A 26,246-nucleotide genomic window follows, 5' to 3' on the forward strand; every position below is an offset into this window, starting at 1 on the left:
CTCTTTATTTCTGCGCGGAGATGATCTCAAGGGCCCTGTCCCAGGCGACCGTTGCCTGCTCGGCCTTCTTCATGTCCTTTACGCTTATGACCCCTGAGGCCAGTTCGTTTTCTCCGAGTATGACGACGTAGTCGGCCCCGAGCCTGTCGGCCCTCTTCATCCTCCCCTTCAGCCCCCCGGCGGAGAACTCCTCTATGACCCTTATCCCGGCCCTTCTCCACGCAGCCACAAGCTCTACGCCCTTTCGCTCGGCCTCATCGCCCATCGCTATAAAGACGGTGACCGGCTCTTTCGGCGCTCTTCCCTGCATTATGAGGGCGAGCCGTTCGATGCCGAGCGCGAAGCCGAAGCAGGGTGTTGCCGGCCCGCCAAGCTCTGATACGAGGTTATCGTACCTTCCGCCCGCGGCAACCGTGTTCTGCGAGCCGAGACCGGTGTCGGCGGTTACCTCGAAGGTGGTCCTTGTATAATAATCGAGACCGCGGACCATCCTCGGGTTCACAACGGGGGTTATGCCTGTTAGCCCAAGGAAGTATTCTACCCTGTCAAAATGCTCTTTGCACGGGGCGCAAAGCGATTCGACTATGGACGGGGCGTCCTTTGTTGCCTCTATGCAGCCAGGGACCTTGCAGTCAAGCGCGCGGAGCGGGTTTGTGTCTATCCTCCGGAGGCAATTCTCGCAGAGGCTCCCCGCCTTCCCCTTTAGATAATTATATAGCTTTTCCTTATATGCGGGCCTGCACTCGGCGCAACCGAGGGAGTTTATCTGGAGGGTGGCGCCCATAACGCCAAGCCGCTCGAAAAGCTTCATGAGCATGACAAGGGATTCGGCGTCCGCCCTCGGGCTCGCCTCGCCGAAGACCTCGGCCCCGATCTGATAGAACTGGCGGTAGCGCCCCTTCTGCGGACGCTCGTAACGGAACATGGGACCGGTATAGTACAGCCTTGTCACGGCCGATGTATAGAGCTTGTGCTCGATGTAGGCGCGCACCGCCGGGGCCGTGCCCTCGGGCCTCAGGGTAATAGAGTCCCCGTGCCTGTCCGCGAATGTATACATCTCCTTCTCGACGATATCGGTCGTCTCTCCTATGGAACGGAGGAATAGCTCGGTCTTTTCGACTATCGGAAGCCTTATCTCCGAGAAGCCGTAGGCGCGGAAGAGATAATAGGCCGTCTCCTCTATATGCCTCCAGAGCTCGGTATCGCCGGGGAGTATGTCGTTAAAGCCCTTTACGGCCGTTATGCTCATCTTACCGCCCTTTTAATCCTGTTTATGGAAGGCCCCGGCCTTGAGGTCGGCGATGAGGGAAGCGTGCTGCTCCCTCATTATCTCCCTCACCGCCTGGTCCATCTTGTCTGACCTTAATATATCGGCGTAGCTCGTCTTCCTTGAGGCGAGTATTACACCGCCCTTGAAAAGGAGCGTCGTGATGACAGGGTTATTCCTCCCCCCGTCCTCGGTCTGGACGTGGTAGGCTTCACCCCTGTAATTGATATTCTGGTTAAAACCGGTATTCATCCGCCGTTATCTGAGCCTGTCAAAAATTTTTAACATATCCTCTTTATTTATGCAAGGTTATGAAACCGCCCCCACTTGACACCCCGCCCTTGTTAAGTTATCTTCTTTAAAGGCCCGCCCCTGGGTCTAACACCTCCCGGAGGATCGAGGATGCAGAAAGAAAAGACAAGGGAGTCGATAGATGTCCTTTTGCATGAGAGAAGGCTTTTCCCACCTCCACCTGACATCATGCAACGGGCGCATATCAAGGGGGCCGAGGAGTACGAAAGGCTCTACAAGGAGTCTATAGAAGACCCGGACGGCTTCTGGGACCGCATGGGTGGTATTCTCGACTGGACGAAGAAGTGGGAGAAGGTCTCCGTTTGGGACTTCAGAAAGCCTTCCATAAAATGGTACCTTGACGGCAAGCTCAACGCCTCTTATAACTGCATAGACCGCCACCTGGGCACATGGAGGAGGAACAAGGCCGCGATCATCTGGGAGGGCGACGACGGCTCCTATCGGACGTTCACCTACCAGCAGCTCTCCTTTGAAGTCAACCGCTTCGCCAACGTCCTCAATGCAAAGGGCGTTGTAAAGGGCGACAGGGTCACCATCTACCTTCCCATGATACCGGAGCTCGCGATATCGGTCCTCGCCTGCGCGCGGATCGGCGCCATCCACAGCGTCGTATTCGGCGGCTTCAGCCCGTCTTCACTGAGGGACAGGATACAGGACTCATCTTCAAAGCTCGTCATCACCTCCGACCAGGGCTTAAGGGGAGGCAAACCCGTCCCGATGAAAGAGAACGCGGACGCGGCGGCAGCCGAGTGCCCTGCTGTCGAGAAGGTCATAGTGGTAAAAAGGACAGGCGGCCCGGTATCGATGAAAGAGGGCAGGGACAGCTGGTGGCATGACGAGATGAAGGCGCCCGGGATAACCGGTTTCTGCGAGCCTCAGGAGATGGACTCAGAGGACCCTCTCTTTATCCTCTACACGAGCGGCTCTACAGGAAAGCCAAAGGGCGTCCTTCATACAACTGGCGGGTATCTCGTCTACTCCGCCCTTACCTTCAAATGGATATTCGATTACAGGGAAGAGGATATCCACTTCTGCACCGCTGACATAGGCTGGGTCACCGGCCATAGCTACATACTCTACGGCCCGCTCGCCTGCGGGGCGACCACCCTCATGTTCGAGGGCATCCCGACATATCCCGACCCGGGCAGGTTCTGGCAGATAGTCGAGAAGCACCGGGTCAATATATTCTATACCGCGCCTACGGCGATAAGGGCCCTTATGAGGAGCGGCCCCGAGTGGGCCGAAAGGTACGACCTTACGAGCCTCCGCGTACTGGGCTCTGTCGGCGAGCCGATAAACCCTGAGGCCTGGATCTGGTACCATACCCACATAGGCAAGGGGTGCCTCCCCATAGTCGACACATGGTGGCAGACCGAGACCGGGGGCATACTCATCTCGCCTCTTCCCGGGGCGACCACTTTAAAGCCGGGCTCGGCGACAAGGCCGTTCTTCGGGATAGCGCCAAAGATATTGAAAGACGACGGCAGCCCTGCCCAGGTGAACGAAGGCGGCTATCTCGTCATCGAGAAGCCCTGGCCCGGCATGCTGCGGGGCACCTACGGCGACCCTGAGAACAGGCGGATAAAAGAGGTCTACTTCAGCCGTTTCCCCGGATATTACATGACCGGCGACGGCGCGAGGATGGACGAGGACGGGGACTACTGGCTCATGGGGAGGATCGACGACGTCCTGAACGTCTCCGGCCACAGGCTCGGCACGGCCGAGATAGAGAGCGCCCTCGTATCGAACGACTCGGTCGCCGAAGCGGCCGTGGTTGGCTTTCCCCATGACGTAAAGGGCGAAGGAATATACGCCTTCGTGGTATTGAAGGAAGGGGTAGAGGTATCTTCAGAGCTTACGAGGCAGATGGAAGAGCACGTAAAGACCGAGATAAGCCCGATAGCCAAGCCTGACAAGATACACTTCGCCGCGGGACTGCCGAAGACGAGGAGCGGCAAGATAATGAGGAGGATACTCCGCAAGATCGCCCAGGGCGCCACAGAGGACCTGGGGGACACATCGACCCTTGCCGACCCATCGATAGTCGACACCCTCGTCAAAGACAAGCTCTGAAACAAGAACGGGGCCAAGCCCCCGTCAAAGGCGGAAAAGCAGTGTACGTACGCAAGAGTTTACCGGTCCGGCAGAGAAACACCTGCCTCAAATTGATATCCCTTCTCTTTCTGGCCTTTCTAACAAGCCCTGCCAACGCAGAAGACCTCTATGACAAAGCCCTGACCGAATACAGGTCGGGAAGGTTTGATAGAGCTATAGAGGCGCTTGAGTCAAATAAGCAGAAAAGATCCGGCGACTTTAACCTCCTGGGCTGGGCCTACCTGAGGTCCGGGCGCCCTGACGAGGCTGTAAAGAGCTTCATGGGCTCTCTTGAAAAGGACCCCGGCGCGCTCAATTCATACTGCGGGCTCGGCTACTCCTATTTCCGGAAGGGCCTCTTGCCTCAGGCGCTTGAGAACTTCAACAGGTCAAAGCCGGAGGCGAGCAGGGACGCGGATTGCCTCCTCGGCAAGGGGCTCGTCCTTGAAGGCATGGGAGAGGCCCAAAAAGCGCGCGAGGCCTTTGCCGCGGTCCTCTCGATAGATAAGGAGAACCCGAGGGCCAGGCAAAGGCTTGAGGCGGCTGGAGAGGTCGTCGCGGAAGAAGGGGCGAGAGAACGGATCGAGTTCTTCGCGAGGGGGAATTATTTCTGGATCGGTAAACAGGGCGAGACACCAAGCCCCGTCTACCTTAAAGGCGTCAACCTCGGCTTCGGCACCCCAGGCAAGTTCCCGACTGAGTTCCCTGAAGAAGAGAGGTTCTATCTCGAATGGTTCGACTCTATCGGCAGGATGAATGCCAATGTGATAAGGGTCTATACCCTCCTCCCCCCTCAGTTCTACTCGGCCCTGAAAAAATTCAATAAGGGAAGGCCCTTTGACCAAAAACTTTTTCTCATACAGGGCATCTGGGCTGAATTGCCTCCTGACCACGACTTCCGCGCGGCACACTATCTTGAAGAGGTAAAAAAAGAGATAGAGAACGCCGTCGGCATAATCCACGGCAGGGCAAAGATAGAGAAGAGATTTGGCCACGCGCACGGCATATACAGGAACGACGTATCGGATTACGTCATGGGCTTCATATTCGGGCGCGAATGGGAGCCGCCAGACGTGGTCGCCTACAACAGGATCGGTAAGGATACGGCCTTTACCGGCAAGCGCCTCGCAATCGAGAACGCTACCCCCATGGAGGCCTGGCTTACATGGATGCTCGACCACCTTGTGGGCTATGAACTTGAAGAGTTCAAGGTGTCGCGCCCTGTGGCCTTCATGAACTGGCCGCCGCTCGACCCGCTCTACCACCCATCCGAAGCTACACTTGAAGAAGAGGTGGCGCTCAGGAGAAAGGCCGGAGAGTACCTGCCTGACCGGGACTTTAGCAAGGCCTTTGACGAGGACGCCGCGAGCCTTGACGAGACGAAGATACAGGTTCTGGATAAGGCGTTCAGGGGCGGCATTTTCTCATCCTACCATGTCTACCCTTATTATCCGGACTTCCTGCGAAACGATAAAAAGTACTCGGAGGCCTCTCCAGCCGGGGTCTCGCCCTATTATTTCAATTACCTCAAAGAGCTGAAATCGAGATACAGGAATATGCCGCTCCTCATATCAGAATATGGCGTGCCGACAAGCAGGGGGGTAGCACGCTTCCATCCCGCCGGGTTAGACCACGGTGGCCATAACGAGGAAGAGCAGGCGAGGATACTAAAAGAGCTGACGCTCAGCATAAAAGAGGCCGGCTCTGCCGGAGGGATAGTCTTCTCCTGGATTGACGAATGGTTCAAATCAAACTGGATGACCCGGGCATCGGAAGAAAACGACCAGCTCTGGTACAACGCCCAGGACCCGGAGGAGGCATACGGGGTCGTGGCCGCCGCCCCAACACATGGCGGCAAGCTCCAGGGCGAAGCCGGTTCCTGGAAAGGCTCTGCACTTGTCTATTCAAAAGACTCGAGTCCCCTTACGCCGATGAATGACGGGGCAAACCCCGGCAGGACGATAAAACGGCTCTTTGCCGACTCCGATGCCGGCTATCTGTATCTCAGGATGGACGTGGGCGGGGAGATAGACTGGTCAAGGGCAGCGTACATCATAGCGATCGACCTTTACAGCGACGATGAAGGCGACCACCTGCTGCCGTTTTCCACCGGCTACAGAAGCCCAGTCGGGTTTGAGTACGCGATACTCCTCCATGGGGACAGGAGCAGGGTCGTTGTAGACGATAAACTGGCAAGAATAGTATTCGACGCCTCGCTCAAAAAACTGCCAGGCCTCACAGGCTACAAAGAGAACCCCGTGTTCGGGAGCGTCTACAATGAAAACGGCCTCTTTTCAGATATCATCGTCACGCACAGGAGGAGGTTCGGAAGGGACGGCGAGATATACCCCGAGACCTTCTATAACGCGAGCGCCCTAAGGCAGGGCAGCATCAAGGAAGACAGCCTCGCCGACTTCTACTACAGCAAGGAACACGGCACGATCGAGATCAGGCTGCCGTGGGGGCTGCTGGGAGTAGCCGACCCATCGGCCCTGAGATTCATATACTCCTCTGACAGGAGGGTCACTACGAAAGGGATCAGGCTCATGGCCGTCTCCTACAAGCCCCGGAGCCTGGATGACTCAAATGCCGCGAACTTAAGCGGCGGAGCGTTTATAACCGATGCCATCCCGCAAAATGGCCTCATAAGCTACACCTGGAAGGGATGGAGCCAGCCGGAGTATGGAACGCACCTGAAGAAGGCCTACCATGCCCTCCAAAAGGAGTTCGCCGGCTTAATGCCCCCTGAGGCCGATATCAACCTTCCGCCAGGCTTTGAGTTCAGGCCCGTCATAACGAACCACTATAGCTCCGTGGAAGAGTTCAAGAAGACCTACGACAGGGGGCTTGAAGGGGCGCAGGGGAAGACAGGCCCCTACGCCCTCGCCCTCGCAAGCCTCGTAAAGGGGTTTGCGGGCAACGAAACCTTTTACATCCTTGACGCGGGCTACCTCTTTGCCATCTCGGCCGCAACCGCCGGAACATCCAGGGAAAAAGAGCTTGCCGGACTTGGGGCTGGCTATACGGATGCCATCATCTCAGGGGTCCATAAGAAATCCGCCAAAGACGCGCGGCTTGAGCCAGTTAAAATAGAGCGGGTGAAGGCGCCGAGGGATTTTACCAGCATAATCCTCGGCAGGTCCGCCATAATGCTTAAAAAGGGCGCGCTCGTAAAGACACAGGTCGAGCGAGTCTCAAGGGACTGGCTCTCGGCGTACAACATAAAGACGCCGCCATGGGAGATAGACACTGAAGAGATAGTACCCTGGCACGAAGGGGCGAGGATAAAGGAGATAGTAAAGTACGCCGGGGCAAGGATTGAGCCTGTATGGGGAACCGTGGTTAAAAAAATAGATGGCGTTTGGTACGCGCCGGACGCAGGTGGAAAGTTCAGGTTCAGCGTCTCAGGGGATAAGGTGCTCAACTACCCGTCAAACCTGGTCGCTGACGAGGGCACAGCCGTAATAAACGACACCCACGGCATAAGCGCCATCGCGTGGGACTCTCTCGGCGCGGACCTCGCGGTCGGGTGCGGAGACTATTACGGCAAGGCGGAGGCCGCATACTACCTTGCCTCCAACGGGGTGAACGTCTATATGCCTACCGACAGGTTCGCCAATATGCTCATAGGCGCCAGGACGAAAGCGGCTATAATAGGCTCCGCGCCGGTCAAAAAAAGAGGTGAAGGCGCGGTCATCGGGGACCAGCCCGTTACGATAGACGCTAAAGAGCCTATCGTGGTCACTGCCTCCTCCGGCAGATACCCGCTTCAGTACTACGACACGCCGGAGCGTTACTTCAAGGCCCTTGCGGAATATTCCGGAAAGCCGATGAACGTTCTCCCGGTAGAAGTAAAAGAGTATGGCGGGGCCGGCGTGGCCATCGCTGAGGCGAGGCGGGTTGGCGCGAAGGTCGTGGGGATAAGGGCTGCCGTAAAGGCTGAGCATGACGCGGTTGCTTCGTGGCTCAAGGAAGACCCTTCTCGCAGGGCGATATTGTTCCACACGGCGGCTTATGAAGAAGGCTACAGGCTCTTCTTCGAGTTCCCAGGGCAGACCTCATTCGGGGATATCTCCCCTGAATTTCATTGAACCTCCCCTAAGCCAAACTGCTGAGTTCTTCAAACCTCCCCCATCAAAGGGGGATGAGTCAAATACAAGCGCGGCAGCGAGCATCAGGTTTTTGAGATAAAACTGAGAAGAGATCACAAGCAAAAATTTGCATGCCCATGGTCCGCGCCGCTGAGGGTCAGGGCACAAAAAAAGGCCCCGGAAATCCGGGGCCTTTCAAGTTCGGAAGAGGGCTTATGCCTTTTACTCCTGAACCCTTCTGGCGCTCTTTTTAGACGCCTTGGCGCGACGCTTTGCCGCCTCCTGGCGCTTTCTCTTCTTCTTTACGCTCGGCTTTTCATAGAACCTTCTCTTCTTTATCTCCTTGAAGGTCCCGTCCTGGGCGAGTTTACGCTTGAGGATCTTTAGCGCCTTCTCAAGCTGGTCGTCATATACCTTTACCTCTGACAAAAGTTAACACCCCCTCTATGACAAAATTACTTCAGAATATGCCCTTACCCCCGCAATTAAGCTGACAGGGCTGGCCTGAATTCATGGCAAGATATAAAATTATACCAAAACATCAACATAAGTCAAATATTTTAAACGGAATCAGATCAGGAGAGTTCTTGGATTATAAGCTTTTTTTCGGAATAAAGCGTTTTGTCCGACCTCCCATGCAAGTTCGTTGCGGTGGGGTGGAGGCTGCAGAATTCATATTCAAAAAAATCATATTTTCTGGTAGACTGCTCTATAAAATCCGATATACGGCGCTACCTTCTATGGTAAAACTTTACCGGACAGCCCTTATAGCCATCCTCACCCTGCCAATCCTTTCCGGCTGCGTCTCCAGGCGCGCCTGTGAAGAGAACATCTCCTATCTTGTCGACAAGCTCAATCGTGAAAAGGCCTCAGGCAACGAGGAGATCGGCCTCCTTGAGGTCAAGGTGAAGGAGCGCGGGAGGGCCATCGGAGATATCACCGGCAGGTACATAAAGCTCATGGACCAGCACGATATCTCCGAGGCAAAGCTCGGGAGGCTCACCAGCGACCTTCAGGCGCTCCAAAGGGATATGACCGAGCTTAAGCTCGTCATCTTCTCCAACTTCAAGGGCTCCCAGGCCAACGAGATGATGCTCAAGCTGAATGAGATGCAGCGCAGAGTCCAGGAGATCCTCAGAAAAAGCGGCGAGCCCCTGCCTTCAGCCCCGGCTGCCACCCCTGCCGTCATTCAGGAACAGGCCCCTGAAACCGATCCAGCCGACAAGCTCTGACGCCTCATGCCTGATCTTTACACTCTTGAATAAAAAAAAGGCCGGCGGGGATGCCGCCGGCCTTTGAAAGAGCTGCTTTTTATCTTTACTTCTCGTGACACGTCCTGCACAGGGCGCTTCCGGTGTTACCTCCGACCCTTCTCAAAAACATGCCGTCAGAGCAGGCCTCCCCTTCGTCATTGCACCAGTCGGTCTTAAGACCATCGGCCCATGTCGATTCGGTCTCATCCCAGCTCAGGTTATTGAAGTGCGGGTCATGGCATGACGTGCACTCGACCTTGCCATCGCGCAGGATGTCGCTTATAGAAGCGCCGCTGGTTATGAATCCATTGACCGACCAGCGGTTCTGGAGAAGGTTACCGCCATAGGCCGTTGCCGCGTCAGCGTTCAGGTCGGCCGAAATGTTTATCGTACCGATGACCGTGTTCACAGGCCTTAAGCTTGCAACCGTTGTGGTATATGGTACGGAAACCGGGTGGTCGTTCGAAAGATTGGTGCCTACAATGAACCTGAGGACGTTCTGTGCCTTGTCTGCACCACTGCTGTGGCAGTCATCGCAGCTCACCCCTCCCACATAGAAGTGGTCGAGGAGGACATTGGGTGTTATGAAAGGCGACGGCATCCCGAACGCCCAGCTCCGGTTGCTGTCGCTGCCGCTTCCACCAAAGGTTATACCGTCTTTACCCGGAAGGTTCACCAGGTTGTCGAAGGTGGTTGTACCGTCATGGCAGCTCAAGCACGCCAGAGATGCCCCGCTGACGGTAGATACGGTGTTGCCGCCCATGGTCGTGCCATAAGCGGTATAAGTAGTTGGCACGATGCGCTTGTTCCATAATGGCCCGATGCCATTGTCGCCGGTATTCGCGAAATGCGGCGTATGGCAGAAGACGCATATCTCGGTCGTCGACCCTGTTGTTATGACCTTTCCGGTTGCGCCCATGTTGTGCCTTGAGCCGCCTATGCCGCTCGCCGCTATGCCCTCGGGGTAGCTTGATATGTCCGCGGCTCCTGCCGTTATTGCGGTGAATGAGATAGCGAAGAATGTGAGGAGGATTCGGATGGCGTGCATACTACCTCCGGACTAAACTTTTTTTGAAATAAAATATGCCGCGCACAACCTGCTTGGGTTGATACGTGGCATCATCGCCCGTTACGCCGGAGGCCCGCCATGAACCAAGGGCGAATAAAACTTGAGCCAATTATAACAACTGTTACTTATTTGTCAAGAAAATATACTAAACGTCCTTTTGATTTTTTTATAAAACAGGTTGTTACTTAAAAAGTAGGATTTTTTCTGGTTGAGAGGAGCCCCCTTTATTTTTCCGAGAACGTCTTGAGTTTCCTGCACCTTTTCGGGTGGCGGAGTTTTCTTAGCGCCTTGGCCTCTATCTGGCGTATCCTTTCGCGCGTGACGTTAAAGAAAGCGCCGACCTCCTCAAGGGTATGGTCCTTCATCTCGCCGATGCCGAACCTCATCCTCAATACCTTCTCCTCCCTGGGAGAAAGGGTAGAGAGCACTTCGTTCATGTGGCCGGTGAGGTCGCTGCTTATCGCCTCGTCGTGCGGGACGGCTGCCTCCTTGTCCTCGATGAAGTCCCCGAGCAGGCTGTCGCCGTCTTCCCCGACAGGGGTATCGAGCGAAACAGGCTCCTTCGCTATCTTTGTTATCTTGCGCACCTTCTCGACGGTAAGCCTCAATGCCTCAGCAAGCTCTTCCGGGGTAGGTTCCCTCCCTTTTTCCTGGACCATGTAATGGGAGGTGCGCACGAGCTTATTGAGGGTCTCTATCATATGGACAGGTATCCTTATTGTGCGCGCCTGGTCCGCTATCGACCGGGATATCGCCTGCCTTATCCACCACGTCGCGTATGTGGAGAACTTGTACCCCCTCCTGTACTCGAACTTCTCGACGGCCCTCATGAGGCCGATATTGCCTTCCTGTATGAGGTCCAGGAACTGCAGCCCCCTGTTGTTGTACCTCCTCGCGATGCTCACCACGAGCCTCAGGTTCGCCTTTATGAGCCTCTCCTTCGCGTAATCTATCCTCGACTCGCAATCGTCAAGCCTCGCCACAAGGGCGGATAGCTCGCCGCCGTTAAGCCCGGTCCTCGCTTCAAGCGCGGCTATCTCCCCGTTTATCCCTTCGCCCCCGTCTGCGGGCAGGGCCTCGACATACGCCCTCCTGTCCTCGAGCCCCTTGAGCTCCTCCGCGTACGACCTCAGGTCCTCGATGACCTTCTCGTAGATATTGGCCTTCTGCTCGATATCAAGCACGAGAGCGACAAGCTTGCCCCAGGCCTTATCATTTTCCTTATCCCTGGGGAGACCGGGAAAGGCCTTGAGCGCCCGGTCTATCTTTAACAGTACCTTCCGGCGGTCTTCCTCATCCTCGGATATAAAGCCCTCGTCGTCATCGTACTCGAGGACCTCGTCATTCAGCTTCCTCTCGGCAAGCCTGTTTTTAAGCCCTTCGAGCTCGTCTATTATTATCCTTGTCTTTAATAGCTCCCTTGTTATCTCGGCCCTTCCCGCCTCGATCGCCTTGGCGAGATCCACCTCCTCTTCCTTCGAAAGGAGATAGACCGAGCCCATCTCCTTGAGGTAGGTCCTTACCGGGTCCGTCGAGGCTACGGCCGGATGCTCCACTTCCCGGGCCTCGTCTTCGACAGACGACAGGTCATCGAGACCAGGCTCCCGCTCTGGGGCGTCTTCCTCGAGATCAAGCTCGTCGAGCTCGCGCTCCTCGAAGGTATCCTCGGCTACTTCCTTATTCGCCATCTTCTCAGTGTCTTTTGCCCTGGGACCCAATCTCAAGCCTCTTTTTTATCTCCAAAGCCACTTCCGACCTTCCCATCTGTTCCAGAAGTTTTATGCTCTCACGCGTGAACTCCTGGGTGGAGGGTTTGATATTCCCCCTGTTCAAGACCCTTTTTATGCTGTCCTGGAGCATCCTTTCAGGCTCCTCCACAAAGCCGTCATCCTCTCTCAACAGCATCTCGGCCATGCGCCCCTTAAGGCCCGGGTCTTCAACGCCGTCAAGGAGGCCTGTGCCTGAGATGCCCTTCCCCTCGCGGCAGAGACAAGAGATGATCCTTCCGGCCTCCTTAAGCTCCGGGTCGATGAAAGACTCGATGGCGGCCTGGGCCTCAGGGCTATAGAGGGCTGGATGCTTGACAAGCACCCTCAGCACGATGACCTCCGGCCGTGAGTTCCCTGTTGTGGCCACACCCCTGACCTTAAGCCCCTTCCCCTCTTTGGGCGACTTCAACGCCTCATAGACGGATTCGACCCCTATGCCAAGGGTCGACGCTACGATAGATGCGTAATGGCCGCGCTCAGCTATGTCCGTTATCCTCGAAAGATAGGCGAGCGATTCCCCGAAGTACTTCTTTTTCCCTTCAGGTGCGGTAAGGTTGAGCTTCCCCCTTAGATTCCCAAGGTAGAACTCCATAAGAGTCGGCGCCTCTTTTATCGCCTCCCTCAAGGCCTCGGGGCCTGAAAGCTTCAGGAACTCGTCCGGGTCCTTGCCCTTGTCGAGCAGTACGGCCCTGCAGGAAACGTCCTCGTTCAAAAACAGGTTCAAGCCCCTTATAGCCGCGCTCCTGCCGGCCTCGTCAGCGTCGAAGAGGGCATAAATGGTGGTGGCATAGCCCTTAAGGATCCTTATGTGCTCTGGTGTCAATGCCGTGCCCATCGTAGCTACACTGTTCGTAAACCCGTGCTTATGGAGGGCGACAAGGTCAAAGTACCCTTCGACCACCGTGACGGAGCCCTCTTTGGCTATAGGCTCCTTTGCCTGGGAGAGGCCATAGAGCGTCTCCCCTTTTTTGAATACCGGGGATTCGGGGGAGTTCAAGTACTTTGGCTGTACCTTGTCATCGAGGGTCCTGCCACCGAAACCTATGACCCTGCCCCTCATGTCCGTTATCGGGAATACGACCCTGTTCCTGAACCTGTCGTAAAAGCCTGGGGAATTATCCCTCTTTATTATAAGCCCCGCGCGCTCCGCGGTATCGGTGCTTACGCCATTCTTCCTGAGGTAGTTCACGAGCCCGTCCCACCTGTTGGGGGCGAAGCCCACCTTGAACTCCCTGGCGATCACCCCTGTCATGCCCCTGCCCTTCAAATACTCCCTCGCCGTTTCGCCGTGCGGCGTCCTGAGCTCCGCCATAAAATACTCGGAGGCCGCCTTGAGCGCGGCGTAAAGCCCCTCCCTGTCGTCGGAGGCCTCTTTTCTGAACTCGTTTATGGTTATCCCGTACCTGCGGGCGATAGAGCGGACAGCCTCCGGGAAGGTGAGCCCCTCTTTTTTCATGATAAAGGTGATGACATTGCCTGTGGCGTTGCAGCCGAAGCAATAAAATATCTTCTTCTGCTCGCTTACCGTAAAAGAAGGGCTCTTCTCGGAATGGAACGGGCACAGGCCCACGTGGTTATGCCCCCTTTTCGTAAGGGGCATATAGTCGGATATCACCTGGACGATGCTGGCGCGTTCCCTGACCTCTTCTATCTTGTCCTTCGGTATGGTCATCTATATTCCGCCTACTTGAGGTCTATGACAGTGACGCCCGCGCCCCTCGGGGGCTCTCCGTGGTGGAACCTCTTTACGAGCGGGTTCTTTTTGAGATATTCCTCGACGGCCTTCGCGAGCGCGCCTGTGCCGATGCCGTGTATCACTTCAACGCTCCCTATGCCGCTTACGTGAGCGTTATCGATAAACCTTGTCACCAGCGGCAGGGCCTCATCCACCCGCATACCTATGATCTTGAGCGCTGTCGCTAACTCCATATCGGCAATAACGCCGATTCCTTGAGACGGAGCGCCTTTGTCGGCCCCCCTTTTTACGAGCCTTTCCCAGGGTGCCCAGACCTTCAGGGCTCCGACCATCACCTCCGCCCTTTTGCCCTCGGCGTCGACAGCGGCAACGACCCCCCTGGAGCTGGAACCGGCCAGGGCTACCTTGTCCCCGGCCTTCGGGGAATAGGCCTCCGCCTTCTGAGAGAAGCTGGCCTTGAGCTTCGACACGGCCTTGTCTACCCTGGCCGATGCCTTTTTTCCTCCCGCCGCCTTCCCTTCTTCCCTGAACCTCTCAAGCGCTTCCCTTATCTCGTCATTCGCCTTCCGGACCATCGACTCGACGTTCTTTTTGGCCCGCTCGACGAGCGCTTCCCTGTCGCCTCTGAGCCTTGAGAGGGCCTCGTTCCGCCTGGCCTCAAGCACCGCGAGCCTCTCCCTCGCCCCCCTCACCTCTTCCTTCTCCCGCTCAAGGGTCCTGATCGATTCGATGAAGGCCCCTTCCTTTTCTTTAATATAGCCGCGCGCCCTCGTTATGACGCCTTCGGGGATGCCGAGGCTCTGGGCTATGGAAAGCCCCAGGGAAGGCCCAGGCACACCGTAGCATAGCCGGTAAAGGGGCCGCCATGTCTTTTCATCGAACTCGACCGATGCGTTAAGATAGCGCGGGTCCGCCTGCGCGTAAGCCTTAAGGAGGTTAAGGTGCGTGGTCACGACCGTCCTCGCGCCCCGCTCAAGCAAAGTCTCGATGGCCGCGAGGGCGAACGCGCCGCCCTCTGAAGGGTCTGTGCCGGCGCCGGCCTCGTCTATGAGGACGAGCGTGCCGGATGAAGCGGTCTCAAGAAACTCCCTCATCCTCTTCACATGGGCGGAGAAGGTCGAAAGCGAGGCTATTATATCCTGCCTGTCGCCTATATCGGAAAGGATATCCTCAAAGGCGACGATCTCGCTCCCCTCTTGAGCCGGCACAGGAATAGCCGAAAGGCCCATCAGGGTAAGAAGGCCAAGGGTCTTTAGCGCGACCGTCTTTCCTCCCGTATTCGCGCCGGATATGACGAGAACGGATGTCTCCTCCGGCATCCTGAAATCGATGGGTATCGCGGGTGTTGCCCCCTGCTTCTCCTTGAAGACCAATAAAGGGTGCCTTGCGGACTTGAGCCTGACCTCCCCCTTTTCTCTTACGACCGGTACTATCGCCCCTATCTCTTTACCGAAGAGCGCCTTTGCCTGGATGAGGTCAAGGCAGGATATCTCATCCAGGTCACTCAGGATAAGATCCCTTTGGCTGGCGACATGCCTTGTCGCCTCCTTCAGGATCTCTATCTCTTCGGCCTTCTCCTCCTTTTTGAGGATAGCCACCTTGTTGTTCAGTTCGACCAACTGCATGGGCTCTATGAAATAGGTCGAGCCGCTCCCGGACCTTCCGTGCACGACCCCCTGGAAGGTGGTGTGCATGCCAGCCTTGATGGCGAGCACGTACCTGTCCTCCCTTATCGAGATGATATCCTCCTGGAGGTAATCCCTCGTATCCTTGTCGATAGTTATCGATTCGAGTATCCTTCTGGCGCGCTCCTTGCTGGCCCTTACCTCGCGCCTTATCCTGTAAAGCTCCGGCGAGGCCGTGTCCTTTATCTCGCCCTTGTCGTCGAGTATGCGCTCAAGCTCCGAGTACAGGGCTTCCTGGTCGGAAACGCGGCCTATGCGCTCCGACGTCCTCGGGTAAGAGCGGCTGAACGATTGGGTCCCAAGCGATTTGATGATGGAGGCTGAAGCGAGGTTCGATCTTAAGATGAGGAGCTCCGGCGCGAGGAGATACGAACCCTCGACGTCGGTCTTTGAAAGGAGGCCCCTTATGTCGCTTACGCCGCCTAACGGCAGGGTCCCTGATACCTGTATAAGGAGGGCGACCTCAGAGTAATCGGCGTACGCGCCCTCTATCGAACGGATATCGGCGCGGGGCTTGAGCCCAAGCGCCATTTCCCTTCCCACGGGGGTCATGGAAAAGGAGGCGAGCTCAGCCAGAACAGCAGGGTATTCGAGGGTCAGTAGGGTTGTTTCGTCCACGGCAATGCTACAAGGGTCTGAACTGCACCTGACAACGTGCGAAGAGGCCTCTATCGGGAGGGCGCTTTTTTAAGCCCTCCCGGATTATCCGCACATTGTCATCTGAAAGCCGTTAAAAGCCCGGCGGAAACCTCAGGTCCTGGCTATCCTCCTGAACCCGGAGGCCGCAACGACCTCCACGCCGTCGAGGATATTATCGAGGAGCAGGTTCATCCCGATGTTGTCGCTCGAGATGTGGCCCGCTATGACCACGTTAATGTGGTGCTTCGCGGCCTCTTTCCTGTGCTCCTCGCTTATGTGCATGCCGACCACCGTGCCCACGCCGGATACGGCCAGCTTCTCAAAGACCCTTTTCGACCCGCCTGTCCCCCCGGTCATGTCGACGAAGACCTTGCCGGCCCTCCTCTTGTCAGAGCCTGTGACCACCTTTGGCGCCATGAAGAGCTCTTCCATCGAGGAGATGTACTCGGGTATGTCCTTCAATATCTTTACAACGTCGGAGACGCAGTGGGGCTTTGATTCGTCAAAAAACCTCTGCAGATAATCCGTCACGGCGTTGTCCGCCGGCGTATGGAGGCACATGAGGGGTATATCCAGGAGGCGCGCCGCGTCGACCGCCCTGGTATGGTTAGTAGGCATGAGCCGCCTTTCCACTTCCTTTATGCGCTCTTCCATTATGTCTTCGGCTACGTTTATGGGCACCCCGTACTTAAGGAGTATGCCCGACTGCATGTCCATGACCTCGTAGAGCTTTGCCATGGCGCTGCCTTCGGGGTGGTGGGCTATTATAAGGTCGATGGGCCTTCCGCTTTCGCGGAGCCTGTCGGCAAGGACCACTTCCCCTACCTCGATATCTATGCCGACGAGGGCCCTCCTGACCTCTTTTTCAGGGTCTCCGTAAAGCATACGAGAGTCAGCGTACGGGTTCCTGAGCCGTTCGGAGTCGAACCACTTGCGCTCCTTATCCTTCAGGTCGTCGTAGTCCTTCTTGGCGTCCTCAAGAACGCTGCCGACCTCTCCAGCCCCCCTCGGGTCGAGCGCCATCCCCCTCTTAATCGCCTTCTCATATATCTCTTTTATCTTCATGAAAAAACACCCTGCTGGAATTTGACCGGTATTATAACCCGATTATATCGTAAGTTCTATCTTTTTGCGTCCAATGATAAAGACCCCCTTCCGATGATCGGAAGAGGGTCTTTATTTTGTTCGCAGGCTGCATGGGGTCAACAACCTCCATGCATCAGCAATCGCTCTCGATTATTTTTTCAATCCGCGGCGGCTTATGTATCAGGCCCCCAGTACTTCTTTGACTATCTCATTCACGAGCTTGCCATCAGCCTTGCCCTTTACCTGCGGCATGACTGCCTTCATGAGCTTGCCCATGTCCTTCTGTCCCGTGGCGCCCGTTTCAGCGGCAGCCTTCGTTATTATATTCCTGACCTCTTCCTCTGAAAGCTGCGGAGGCAGATAGCCCTTCAAGACCTCGACCTCTTTCGTCTCCTTGTCCACGAGGTCTTCCCTGCCGCCCTTCCTGAACTGGTCGATGGAGTCATGCCGTTGCTTGATGAGGGTCGATATGACGGAGATGACCTCCTCGTCGTCGAGCTGGTGCTTGGCGTCGACCTCCTTGTACTTGATGGCGCTCATGAGCATCCTCAAAGTTGAGAGCCTCGCCTTCTCCCCCGCCTTAAGCGCAACGGCCATGTCCTTCGTAACCTGCTCTCTCAAGCTCACCGGCAGACTCCTTTTGATAGCGCCGAAGCGTCGCGTCTACTACCGCACAACCCGGCCTACGTTTTATGTGCTCTTCTTAAGCTCGATAAGGACGAGCTTCACCACGGCCTTGAGCGTTTCGAATACGCCAGTCCCAACGCTTGCCACGGCCTCGAAGTCAGGCACGGCCTCAGGGTTCAAGACCTTCTTAAGCTCGGCGACCGGGACGACGTTTGGAAGGTCCCTTTTATTGTACTGGACCACGTATGGCACCTGGGGGAGGCTGTAGCCCTGCTCCTCCAGGTTTATCTTCATGTTCTCGAAGCTTTCGATATTCGCGTCCATCCTCTCCACCTGCGAGTCGGCGACGTAGACTATCCCGTCCACCCCCTTCAAGATGAGCTTTCTGGAGGCGTCGTAGAATATCTGCCCCGGTACTGTGTAGAGGTGGAACCTGGTCTTGAAGCCCTTGATATCGCCAAGGGCAAGTGGCAGGAAGTCGAAGAAGAGGGTCCGTTCGGTCTCGGTGGCAAGGGTAATCATCTTGCCCTTGGCCTCGGGCCTGGTCTTCCTGTAGATGTACTGCAGGTTCGTGGTCTTGCCGCAAAGGCCCGGCCCGTAGTACACGATCTTGCAGTTTATTTCCCTGGACGAGTAATTTATGAACGACATCTCACCAACGGGTCCGTAAAAAACCGTCCCGGGTTCCCCGGGACGGCGGATAAAAACTGTATGGCCTTTGTGGCTGACGGCTTAATGGAAGAGCCTTTCTATGTCCTCGTCTGATATCTCCTCAAGGAGGCTTTCCTTCTCCGCGCCCCCGGCCATCCTTGCCATGAGCTTCTGTATGCTCTTTCCAAGCTCCTCACTCGCCTTGCGGACCCTGAGCCTTACAAGCCCCAGAGAGGAGCTCTTGTCGAATATCACGACGAGTATTACCCGCTGCTCGACTACGGAGATATGCAGGTTGTCCTTCTCCCCCTCATGGAAGAGGATAGAGAACTCCTTCTCCCCTATGAGCTTGGCGAGCCCCCCTGTGGCGGCTATGTTCCCGGCGGTAAGGGACGCGAGTGACGTCGCGTCTATGTCCTTCGTCGCGCCGCTTGAGGCGATCAACTGCCCGTCCTTGTCAACGAGATAGACGCACTTGGCGTTTGCTTCCCTGAGGAGCTTCTCTATTACAGCGGTGATCTCCCTGTACTCCTCATCGAACATGACAAAAGAGCTTTGAGGCATGGACCTACCAACCTACCCTTCTTGTGCGGCGTTGTTTGCCTGTCCTGATGATGCCTTGGTGAAGGTAGCGCTGTTAGAGGCGCTTGCCTTCGAGCGCGAGGAGCCTCTCCCACTCAGAGTCGATCATCTTCTGGTACTCCTCGAGAAGGTGCGCGTTCTCAGGCTTGAAAAGGTGCTTGAACCTGCCCTGTGGCTTGAGCCAGTCCGCGATGGGCTTTTTCTCCTTGGGCTTGTAGGTTATCTTCAAGACCCCGTTCTCGACCTCATAAAGCGGCCAGCTGCAGGTATCCACCGAAAGCTTCGCCAGCTTCATCGAGTCCTCCGGCTTCGTATACCAGCCGAGCGGACAGGGGGACATCACGTTCATGAAGGTCGGCCCCTGCATGCTGAGGGCCTTCTCGGCCTTTCTGGAAAGGTCCGCCCAGTTGTGCGGGCTGGCCTGCGCCGCGTAGGGGACGTTGTGCGCGACGACTATCCTGGTGAGGTCCTTTCTCATCTGGAGCTTGCCCGGGATGACCTCGCCCGCAGGAGAGGTAGTCGTGCTGGAAAAGGACGGAGTGGCGCTCGAGCGCTGTACGCCTGTATTCATGTACGCGCCGTTGTCATAGCAGACGTAGAGAAAGTTCTGGCCGCGCTCCAGTGCCCCGGAAAGGGCCTGCAGCCCTATGTCGTACGTGCCACCGTCGCCTCCGAAGGCGACGAACTTTATGTCCTTGTCGCCGCCGGGGAGCTTGCCCCTTCTCTTGATCGCCTTATAAGCGGCCTCTATCCCGCTTATGGTGGCCCCGGCGTTCTCGAAGGCCGAATGTATCCACGGTATCCGCCAGGCGGTATATGGATAGATCGTAGTGCCGACCTCGAGGCACCCAGTGGCTGTCGTTGCCACGACCGGGCCATTTGCGGCCCGGAGGATGAGCCTTACTATGGGCGGGATACCGCATCCGGCGCAGAGCCTGTGCCCGCCGGTGAAGAGCTCATCCTGCCTTGAAAGATCCTTTAAAGTCGCCATTTTTAACCTCTTTATGCCGTTTTAACCGGCATTATTTTCTGTTATGCCGCTACCGTTTACAGGGTTATGTACTTGACCAGTGTCTCTACCTTGCCGGTCTCGGCTGTCTTGAGAAGCTCCTCGAATACGGCGATGGCGTCCTTCACCTTGTAGTCCCTTCCGCCGAGGCCGTATATCCTGTTCATCATCTTCGGGCGCGCCTCCGCGTCATAAAGGGCGGAGCGCACCTCGTTCCAGACAGGACCGCCAAAGGCGTTCATCGAATCGGCCCTGTCAAGGACCGCTACCGCCTTCTTGCCCGCAAGGGCCTCCGCTATCTCCTTCCAGGGGAACGGCCTGAAGACCCTGGGCCGGAGCGCGCCTACCTTCTTGCCCTTCTTCCTGAGCTCGTCCACGGCCACCTTTGTCGTCCCCGCGGCCGAGTTAAGGACCACTATGACCGCTTCCGCGTCATCGAGCATGTAGGACTCGAAGAGGCCGTACTCCCTTCCGAACCTCTTGCCGAAATCCTTCATCACCTCTATGGCCGCGTCCTTTGCCCTTACCATGGCCTCCGACTGCTGGTGCTTGAAGTCCATGTATACGTCCTGCAGGGTCATCGCGCCGAGGGTGACCGGGTTGTCGGTATCAAGGAGCGTTGTCCTGGCCTTGTACTCGCCTATGAACTGGCTTACCTCCTGGTCGTCCAGAAGCGAGATGTTCTCGATGGCGTGGCTTGTGATGAAGCCGTCGAGGCATACCATCGTGGGCAGTAGCACCTTCTCGTGCTCGGCTATCCTCACGGCCATGAATATGTTGTCATAGGCCTCCTGGACGGTCTCGGAATATAACTGGACCCAGCCAGAGTCCCTCGCGCCCATCGAATCAGAATGGTCGCAGTGGATGTTTATGGGCGCTGAAAGGGCCCTGTTGACGTTCGTGAGCACTATGGGAAGCCTCATGCCGGAGGCTATGTAGAGCATCTCCCACATGAGGGCCAGCCCCTGTGAAGACGTGGCGGTCATCACCCTCGCCCCGGCGGCTGAGGCCCCTATGCAGGCGCTCATCGCCGAATGCTCGCTCTCGACGGTCACAAGCTCGGTCGTCACCTCTCCATCAGCCACGTAGCCCGAGAAGTCCTCCACTATCTGGGTGGACGGGGTAATCGGGTAGGCAGCGCATACGTCAGGGTTTATCTGCTTCATGGCATAGGCTACGGCCGTATTACCAGTGAGCCCTACCTGGCCCTTAGTCGCTGTTATAGCCATTATTCCGCCTCCTGTTCATCTACCATCTTTATCGCCTTGACCTTGTCCGGGCATTCGACGGCGCAGATGCCGCAGCCTTTGCAGTGATCGAGGTCGAACCCGATCATCTTGCCGTCCTCCGCGATGATCGCGGAATCAGGGCACATGACCCAGCAGATAAGACAGTTGGTGCACGTCTCCTTGTTAAGAACAGGGCGGAGCTTCCTCCAGCCGCCTGTCGTGTAATCGTGGGCCGTACCGCCCCTTGGTATCACCCCTCCGATAGGGTATTGCTTTTTATCGTTCATGGATCTCCGGTCCTTTCGTTATTATTCAGCCCCTTAATTCGCCGTAGCCCCTGTTCATGGCCTCGACGTTGCCCTCTATCACCTTTGGGCTGTACTTCTTTGAGTAGCCCTCCCTGAAGTTGTCCACGAGCGCGTCGAGCGTTACGAACCCGGTCGCCTTCGCGAGCGCCCCAAGGAGCGGTGTATTTGGCATGAGCCTGCCGATAGTCTCAAGGGATATCTTGCCGGCGTCCAGCGTGAAGACCTTTACACCGTTCTTTCCGTCAAGGCCCAGCGCTTTTCTCATCTCCTCCGGGCTCCTGTGGGTGTTCACTATGAAGACCGCGTTCTCCGGAGTACCATCTGTCACTGCGCCCGAGGATTCCATCCCTCCGGCAAGGTCCATGCCTATGAGCGTCGGGTCCGCTATCAGCACGTACCTCGGTTCCGTTACCTGGCAATGGAGCCTTATGGGCTCGCTTGATATCCTGTTATACGCCCTGACCGGAGCCCCCATCCTTTCCGGGCCGAACTCCGGGAAGGCCTGCACGAACTTGCCTGACCTGAGGCACGCCTCTCCGAGGACTTTAGCGGCCGTCACGACACCCTGCTGTGCCCTGCCATGCCATCTGACTTCTATGTAATTCTCCATCCTTGTCTTCCTTTAGGTTTAGGTTTTAGTTTTACATCCGCGGCGGCTCCTGAGTCGCACCCCGCGGCATTTTACACTTCCCGTCTCCCATCGAGCGCCCTGCCGAGGGTCGCCCCGTCCATGAACTCCACGTAGCTGCCGACCGGTATGCCGGAGGCAAGGCGCGTGACCATTACGCCATAAGGCTTAAGGAGCCTTGCCAGGTAGGCCGAGGTGGCCTCGCCTTCCGAATCGAAGCCGGTTGCGAGTATTACCTCGTTCACGCCTCCAGCCTCGACCCTCGCCACAAGCTCACGTATCCTTATCTCGTCAGGCCCGACGCCTTTAAGCGGGGCCAGGTTGCCGTGGAGTATGTGGTACCTGCCCCTGTAAGCGCCCATCGACTCGAGCGCGGTCATGTCCTTGTAGTCCGAGACCACGCAGACCGTCGAAGGGTCCCTCTGCTCGTCCGCGCATATCCTGCACGTGGCTGCATCCGAAAACGTCATGCACACCGGACAGAGCGATACCTTCTCCTTGACCGAAGCTATGGCATCGGCAAGCCCGGCCGCGTACTCCTTGTCGGCGTTGAGGATGAAAAGAGCCAGCCTCGTGGCGGTCTTCTCGCCTATGCCAGGGAGCCTTGAAATAGCCCTGATAAGGTTATTTATCGGCTCCGCGTACTGCATTCCTGAAGTTCCATCCTTGTTCTCATCCGGCCTTAGCCGGCGATCTGCATACAGAAAGGGGCTGCGGCAAGAGCAGCCTCAGCTCCCGGATATCCGGGATTAAAAAAGCCCGCCAGGAAGATTGAGCCCCATGCCTGAGGTGAGCTTCGACATCTCGTCCTGTACCATCTGCTTACTTTTCCTCAAGCCCTCGCTAACGGCCGCGACCACGAGGTCCTGAAGCATGTCGATGTCCTTGGGATCGACCACGGACGGGTCTATCTTAAGGCCGACGAGCTCCTGGCTGCCGTTGACGACAGCGGTTACCATACCGCCGCCCGCCGAAGAATCGACCGTCCTGGAGGCAAGCTCCTTTTGCATCTCGGCCATCTTTTCCTGCATCTTCTGGGCCTGCCTCATCAGATTGCCCAACTGCTTAGACATCGGTCCTCCTCCGGTCCTCTATTATCCTCCCGCCGAGGATGCGGAGCGCATCCTTCAGTACCGGGTCAGTGTCCTTTTTTTTTACCTCACCGGCGCCACCCGCGCCGTTTATCCTTACCGAGACCGGAGCGCCGTAGAACTCCTTGAGGCACGCCTCAAGAGATCCGCGGTTGACCGTCAGCTTTGCTCCTGCCCTGGCCGCCGCTGTTATGTTGACAGAGTCTCCAACGGCTTCGATGGAGGCGTCTTTCAAAAGCTCGTAGAGCTCCTTGTTCCTGTTCTTGAGGAACCCGAGCGGGCCTCCGTCCTCCCTGCCCTCCTGGGCCGCGGCCTGGGCCTTTTTCTCCTCAGGGGGCGCCGCGCTCTTTACAGGCCGCGCCATCGGAGCGCCTGAGCCCTCTTCAGCCGCGGCCTTTGCCGGCCCCCCGCTCTTCCATGGCAGCCCCTTAGGCTGGGGCTGGGGAGCGCTGACCGAAGGGCGTACCGGAGAAGAAGGGCTGCCGAGCCTTGAGGCGACCCCTTCGAGCCTTTCCACAAGTGCGCTCACCGGCTCAAGCTCGTCCAGGTGGGCGGCCCTCAAAAGCATCATTTCAAGAGCGTACCTCGGGTGAGCCGACCTTGAGACATCTTCATAGCCTTTTGACAGGATTGTAAATAGCATGTGAAGCCGCTCAAGGCTCACACGCGCCGAAATCTCGCAAAGCCGCTCGATTTCGCTGTCCGGAAGGTCAAGAAGGGAGGAGTCTCCAGTTGCCTTAAGGACACTCAGATCCCTTATATGCTCAAGTAAGTCGCTACAACCCCTCTTAAAATCATACCCAAAATTATATACTTTTTCAACAATATTCAAACATGCCCTGGCGTCTTTTCCTATGATGGCCTCGGATAGCTCGTAGAGGACCGACCTGCCAAGCAATCCAAGGGCCTCAGCCACGTCCGCCTCTTTGAGGTCCCCCCCGGCAAAGGCCAGAGCCTGCTCAAGAAGGCTCTGGGAATCACGCATGCTCCCGTCCGCCTCCCTGGCGATAAGGTAGAGCGCCTTCTCCTCGAACCTTACCTTCTCCTGCGTGGCTATTTCATTGAGACGCGCCTGTATCTCCCTGAGCGGTATCCTTTTGAAATCGAAACGCTGGCACCTGGAAAGGATGGTAGCTGGGATCTTGCGGACCTCGGTCGTGGCAAAGATGAAGATGGCGTGGGGGGGCGGCTCTTCGAGCGTTTTAAGGAGCGCGTTGAAGGCGGGGATCGAAAGCATGTGCACCTCGTCTATGATATAGACCTTGTACTTGCCCTGGGAGGGCACGTACCGCACGCTCTCTGATATCTCCCTTACGTTCTCGACCCCGTTGTTCGAAGCGCCGTCTATCTCGAATACGTCTACGTATGACCCGCTCGCGATCCCCTTGCACGACGAGCACTCGTTGCAGGGGTTTATCGTCGGACCAGATGAACAGTTGAGACACTTGGCCAATATCCTCGCGGCCGTAGTCTTCCCGACACCCCGCGGCCCGGAGAACAGATACGCGTGGGCTACCTTGCCGGAAGCGATGGCGTTCCTGAGCGTCCTGGTAACGTGGACCTGCCCCACGACCTCGTCAAAGATGCCTGGCCGCCACTTCCTCGCTATTACCTGGTAGGAAGACATTCTGAATGCCTTTTTCCATCAGGGGATTGCCCGACAGAACGGATTGAGCTGGATTGGGCTTGCGGGCGGTGTTGATAGCTAGGCACCCTTGCGGCACATGGATGAAGCTGCTACCGTTGCTTCCTTCCGGACCTGGCGGGGTTTACGGCCATCCATTGCGCAAGACCCAGCTATCAACACCGCCCGCAAATTCTTCCCTGGAGGAGCTCCTCCGGAGATTAGTAATTATAACACAAGAAGGTGGAAAAACAAAAATCCGGGCGAAGTTAAAAAAATGGCGGAGAGGGAGGGATTTGAACCCTCGGTGCCGTTTCCGACACAGCAGTTTTCGAGACTGCCACCTTCAGCCTCTCGGTCACCTCTCCGTAGGGGCCTAAAAACTTTTCGAAACAAATTTAATGGCGGAGAGGGAGGGATTCGAACCCTCGATACGTTTCCGTATATACGATTTCCAGTCGTACCCCTTCGGCCTCTCGGGCACCTCTCCGTAACAGCCTGAATTGCTTTATTGCTAAATTTTCTAAAGGATGAGGGAGGGATTATCTCGTCCATCCCTGGACTCGACCCTTCCGCTTCGCTCCAGGGCTTTGCACCTTCGGTGCAAATTCAATTTTCGCTATCCTGCGAAAATTGCCGAACCCTCGATACGTTTCCGTATATACGATTTCCAGTCGTACTCCTTCGGCCTCTCGGGCACCTCTCCGTCGCCGAAAAAATATCGATTTTGCCGGGCTTTAGCATATAAAAAAGGCTACCCGGGGCCTTTTAATTAAGCATACTTCCCTGCGGTTGTCAAAGCCTTTAGCAGGATACTGAACACACAGATTTTCCAGCCTGTTAAAAAACAAAAAAGGCCCCCGGGAAACCCGGGGGCCTTCTGGCCTTAAATCCCTTATTTCTTGGCTGTCTGCTTGCCGAGCACAAGCTTTACCGGGTACCTGGCGTCCTGGAAGGAATTGAACTCAGGGAAATCCCTGAAGACCCACCCTCTCGACACACTCTTGCCATTCACCGTGAGGTCTACGAGGACCGCGGGGTTGTTTGGCTCGTTTGACTTGGACTCTATCTTGTTCTCAACTATTGTATAATCCGGCACCAGGCTCTCTACCTTGAGCCTCACGCCTTCCGCAAGTTTTACGTCCTCGCCTACCTTGACGGTTAAGACCTGGCTCGCTCCACTTGCGGCATCGGTCACCTCAAGCCTGGCTTCCTTCCACTTGCTCTTCACCTCGTTGGAGATGGAGACCGTCTTCTGGGTCTTTATATTGGCGTGCTGGGCCCTGGCGATATCCTCCTGGGTCTTGTCCATCGGCGCCTGCGCTGTCGGCGGATGTCCCTCCGGCAACTGCTGCTGTGGTGCTGCGGCAGGCTGGGGCGCCTCCTGAGCCTTCTTCTCTCCGCTGCATCCGGTTATAGAAAGAAGGGCAACGGATGCCGAAACTAAAAACAGTCTTTTGTACGATCCTGACAGACTCATGGTCCATTCTCCTCCAGGGTTGTTTTCAAATTGCGACTATACCATAAATGCTGTTT

21 protein-coding genes, 2 tRNA genes, 1 other RNA gene and 1 pseudogene are annotated in these 26,246 nt (G+C 56.5%); 3 read left to right on the forward strand and 22 right to left on the reverse strand.

All coding sequences use genetic code 11. The features are described from left to right. Positions 1–4: 4 nt before the first annotated feature. Together A2V21_305700 and A2V21_305705 are read right to left on the reverse strand one after the other, a co-directional pair. The gene (locus A2V21_305700; protein OIJ73802.1) at positions 5–1,249 is read right to left on the reverse strand and encodes a histidine--tRNA ligase; all 1,245 of its coding nucleotides are present in this window, start codon (positions 1,247–1,249) and stop codon (positions 5–7) included. Between the two features lie 12 nt (positions 1,250–1,261). Further along, on the reverse strand, positions 1,262–1,519 hold the full coding sequence (locus A2V21_305705) for a hypothetical protein (GenBank protein OIJ73803.1): 258 nt from the start codon (positions 1,517–1,519) through the stop codon (positions 1,262–1,264). Between the two features lie 150 nt (positions 1,520–1,669). Between A2V21_305705 and A2V21_305710 the strand changes: the two genes are divergently transcribed. Together A2V21_305710 and A2V21_305715 are read left to right on the forward strand one after the other, a co-directional pair. After that, positions 1,670–3,652 carry an acetate--CoA ligase gene (locus A2V21_305710; protein ID OIJ73804.1) on the forward strand — a complete coding sequence of 661 codons (1,983 nt, stop codon included), beginning with the start codon at positions 1,670–1,672 and terminating at the stop codon, positions 3,650–3,652. 92 nt (positions 3,653–3,744) lie between these two features. Continuing rightward, the gene (locus A2V21_305715) at positions 3,745–7,764 is read left to right on the forward strand and encodes a hypothetical protein (protein ID OIJ73805.1); all 4,020 of its coding nucleotides are present in this window, start codon (positions 3,745–3,747) and stop codon (positions 7,762–7,764) included. 222 nt (positions 7,765–7,986) lie between these two features. Here the strand turns inward: A2V21_305715 and A2V21_305720 are convergent, their stop codons facing one another. Next, on the reverse strand, positions 7,987–8,193 hold the full coding sequence (locus tag A2V21_305720) for a 30S ribosomal protein S21 (GenBank protein ID OIJ73806.1): 207 nt from the start codon (positions 8,191–8,193) through the stop codon (positions 7,987–7,989). A gap of 311 nt (positions 8,194–8,504) precedes the next feature. Between A2V21_305720 and A2V21_305725 the strand changes: the two genes are divergently transcribed. Next, positions 8,505–8,996: a hypothetical protein gene (locus A2V21_305725; GenBank protein OIJ73807.1), complete on the forward strand. Its 492-nt coding sequence runs from the start codon at positions 8,505–8,507 to the stop codon at positions 8,994–8,996. A gap of 85 nt (positions 8,997–9,081) precedes the next feature. On the opposite strand, the gene A2V21_305730 is transcribed toward A2V21_305725, so the two are convergent. The 19 genes and pseudogenes from A2V21_305730 to A2V21_305820 form a co-directional block, all read right to left on the reverse strand. After that, complete coding sequence (locus A2V21_305730) at positions 9,082–10,065, reverse strand: hypothetical protein (GenBank protein ID OIJ73808.1); 984 nt, start codon at positions 10,063–10,065, stop codon at positions 9,082–9,084. A gap of 245 nt (positions 10,066–10,310) precedes the next feature. Further along, positions 10,311–11,030 (reverse strand): annotated as a pseudogene (locus A2V21_305735) (RNA polymerase sigma factor RpoD). 748 nt (positions 11,031–11,778) lie between these two features. Then, complete coding sequence (locus A2V21_305740) at positions 11,779–13,527, reverse strand: DNA primase (GenBank protein OIJ73809.1); 1,749 nt, start codon at positions 13,525–13,527, stop codon at positions 11,779–11,781. 11 nt (positions 13,528–13,538) lie between these two features. After that, on the reverse strand, positions 13,539–15,767 hold the full coding sequence (locus A2V21_305745) for a hypothetical protein (protein ID OIJ73810.1): 2,229 nt from the start codon (positions 15,765–15,767) through the stop codon (positions 13,539–13,541). Between the two features lie 219 nt (positions 15,768–15,986). Next, a complete protein-coding gene (locus A2V21_305750) occupies positions 15,987–16,940 on the reverse strand; it encodes an NGG1p interacting factor NIF3 (GenBank protein ID OIJ73811.1) in 954 nt (317 codons plus the stop codon). A gap of 201 nt (positions 16,941–17,141) precedes the next feature. Further along, entirely contained in the window at positions 17,142–17,588 is a 447-nt protein-coding gene (locus A2V21_305755) for an aspartyl-tRNA amidotransferase (GenBank protein OIJ73812.1), read from the reverse strand. A gap of 63 nt (positions 17,589–17,651) precedes the next feature. After that, entirely contained in the window at positions 17,652–18,239 is a 588-nt protein-coding gene (locus tag A2V21_305760) for a gliding-motility protein MglA (GenBank protein OIJ73813.1), read from the reverse strand. Between the two features lie 81 nt (positions 18,240–18,320). Further along, positions 18,321–18,803, reverse strand: coding sequence for a dynein regulation protein LC7 (locus A2V21_305765; protein ID OIJ73814.1), 483 nt, complete (start codon positions 18,801–18,803; stop codon positions 18,321–18,323). A gap of 73 nt (positions 18,804–18,876) precedes the next feature. Next, the gene (locus A2V21_305770; GenBank protein OIJ73815.1) at positions 18,877–19,812 is read right to left on the reverse strand and encodes a pyruvate ferredoxin oxidoreductase; all 936 of its coding nucleotides are present in this window, start codon (positions 19,810–19,812) and stop codon (positions 18,877–18,879) included. A 56-nt stretch (positions 19,813–19,868) separates the two neighbouring features. Next, a complete protein-coding gene (gene porA / locus A2V21_305775) occupies positions 19,869–21,059 on the reverse strand; it encodes a pyruvate ferredoxin oxidoreductase (protein OIJ73816.1) in 1,191 nt (396 codons plus the stop codon). Beyond that, positions 21,059–21,346 carry a hypothetical protein gene (locus A2V21_305780; GenBank protein ID OIJ73817.1) on the reverse strand — a complete coding sequence of 96 codons (288 nt, stop codon included), beginning with the start codon at positions 21,344–21,346 and terminating at the stop codon, positions 21,059–21,061. The genes porA and A2V21_305780 overlap by 1 nt, the downstream gene beginning before the upstream one ends. Before the next feature lie 25 nt (positions 21,347–21,371). After that, entirely contained in the window at positions 21,372–21,977 is a 606-nt protein-coding gene (locus tag A2V21_305785; GenBank protein ID OIJ73818.1) for a hypothetical protein, read from the reverse strand. A gap of 71 nt (positions 21,978–22,048) precedes the next feature. Beyond that, entirely contained in the window at positions 22,049–22,645 is a 597-nt protein-coding gene (locus A2V21_305790) for a recombination protein RecR (protein ID OIJ73819.1), read from the reverse strand. A 99-nt stretch (positions 22,646–22,744) separates the two neighbouring features. After that, positions 22,745–23,068, reverse strand: a complete 324-nt coding sequence (locus A2V21_305795; protein ID OIJ73820.1) for a nucleoid-associated protein, YbaB/EbfC family — start codon at positions 23,066–23,068, stop codon at positions 22,745–22,747. Next, positions 23,061–24,713, reverse strand: coding sequence for a DNA polymerase III, subunit gamma and tau (locus tag A2V21_305800; protein OIJ73821.1), 1,653 nt, complete (start codon positions 24,711–24,713; stop codon positions 23,061–23,063). The genes A2V21_305795 and A2V21_305800 overlap by 8 nt, the downstream gene beginning before the upstream one ends. Positions 24,714–24,786: 73 nt before the next feature. After that, positions 24,787–24,885, reverse strand: an RNA gene (gene ffs, locus A2V21_305805) — signal recognition particle sRNA small type. A 103-nt stretch (positions 24,886–24,988) separates the two neighbouring features. Then, positions 24,989–25,078 (reverse strand) — tRNA-Ser (locus A2V21_305810). Positions 25,079–25,112: 34 nt separating this feature from the next. Next, positions 25,113–25,200: transfer RNA gene (locus tag A2V21_305815), tRNA-Ser, on the reverse strand. 405 nt (positions 25,201–25,605) lie between these two features. Further along, positions 25,606–26,022, reverse strand: a complete 417-nt coding sequence (locus A2V21_305820; protein ID OIJ73822.1) for a hypothetical protein — start codon at positions 26,020–26,022, stop codon at positions 25,606–25,608. Positions 26,023–26,246 lie beyond the last annotated feature (224 nt).

The organism is Deltaproteobacteria bacterium GWC2_55_46 (assembly GCA_001595385.3).
GTDB lineage: Bacteria > Desulfobacterota > GWC2-55-46 > GWC2-55-46 > GWC2-55-46 > UBA5799.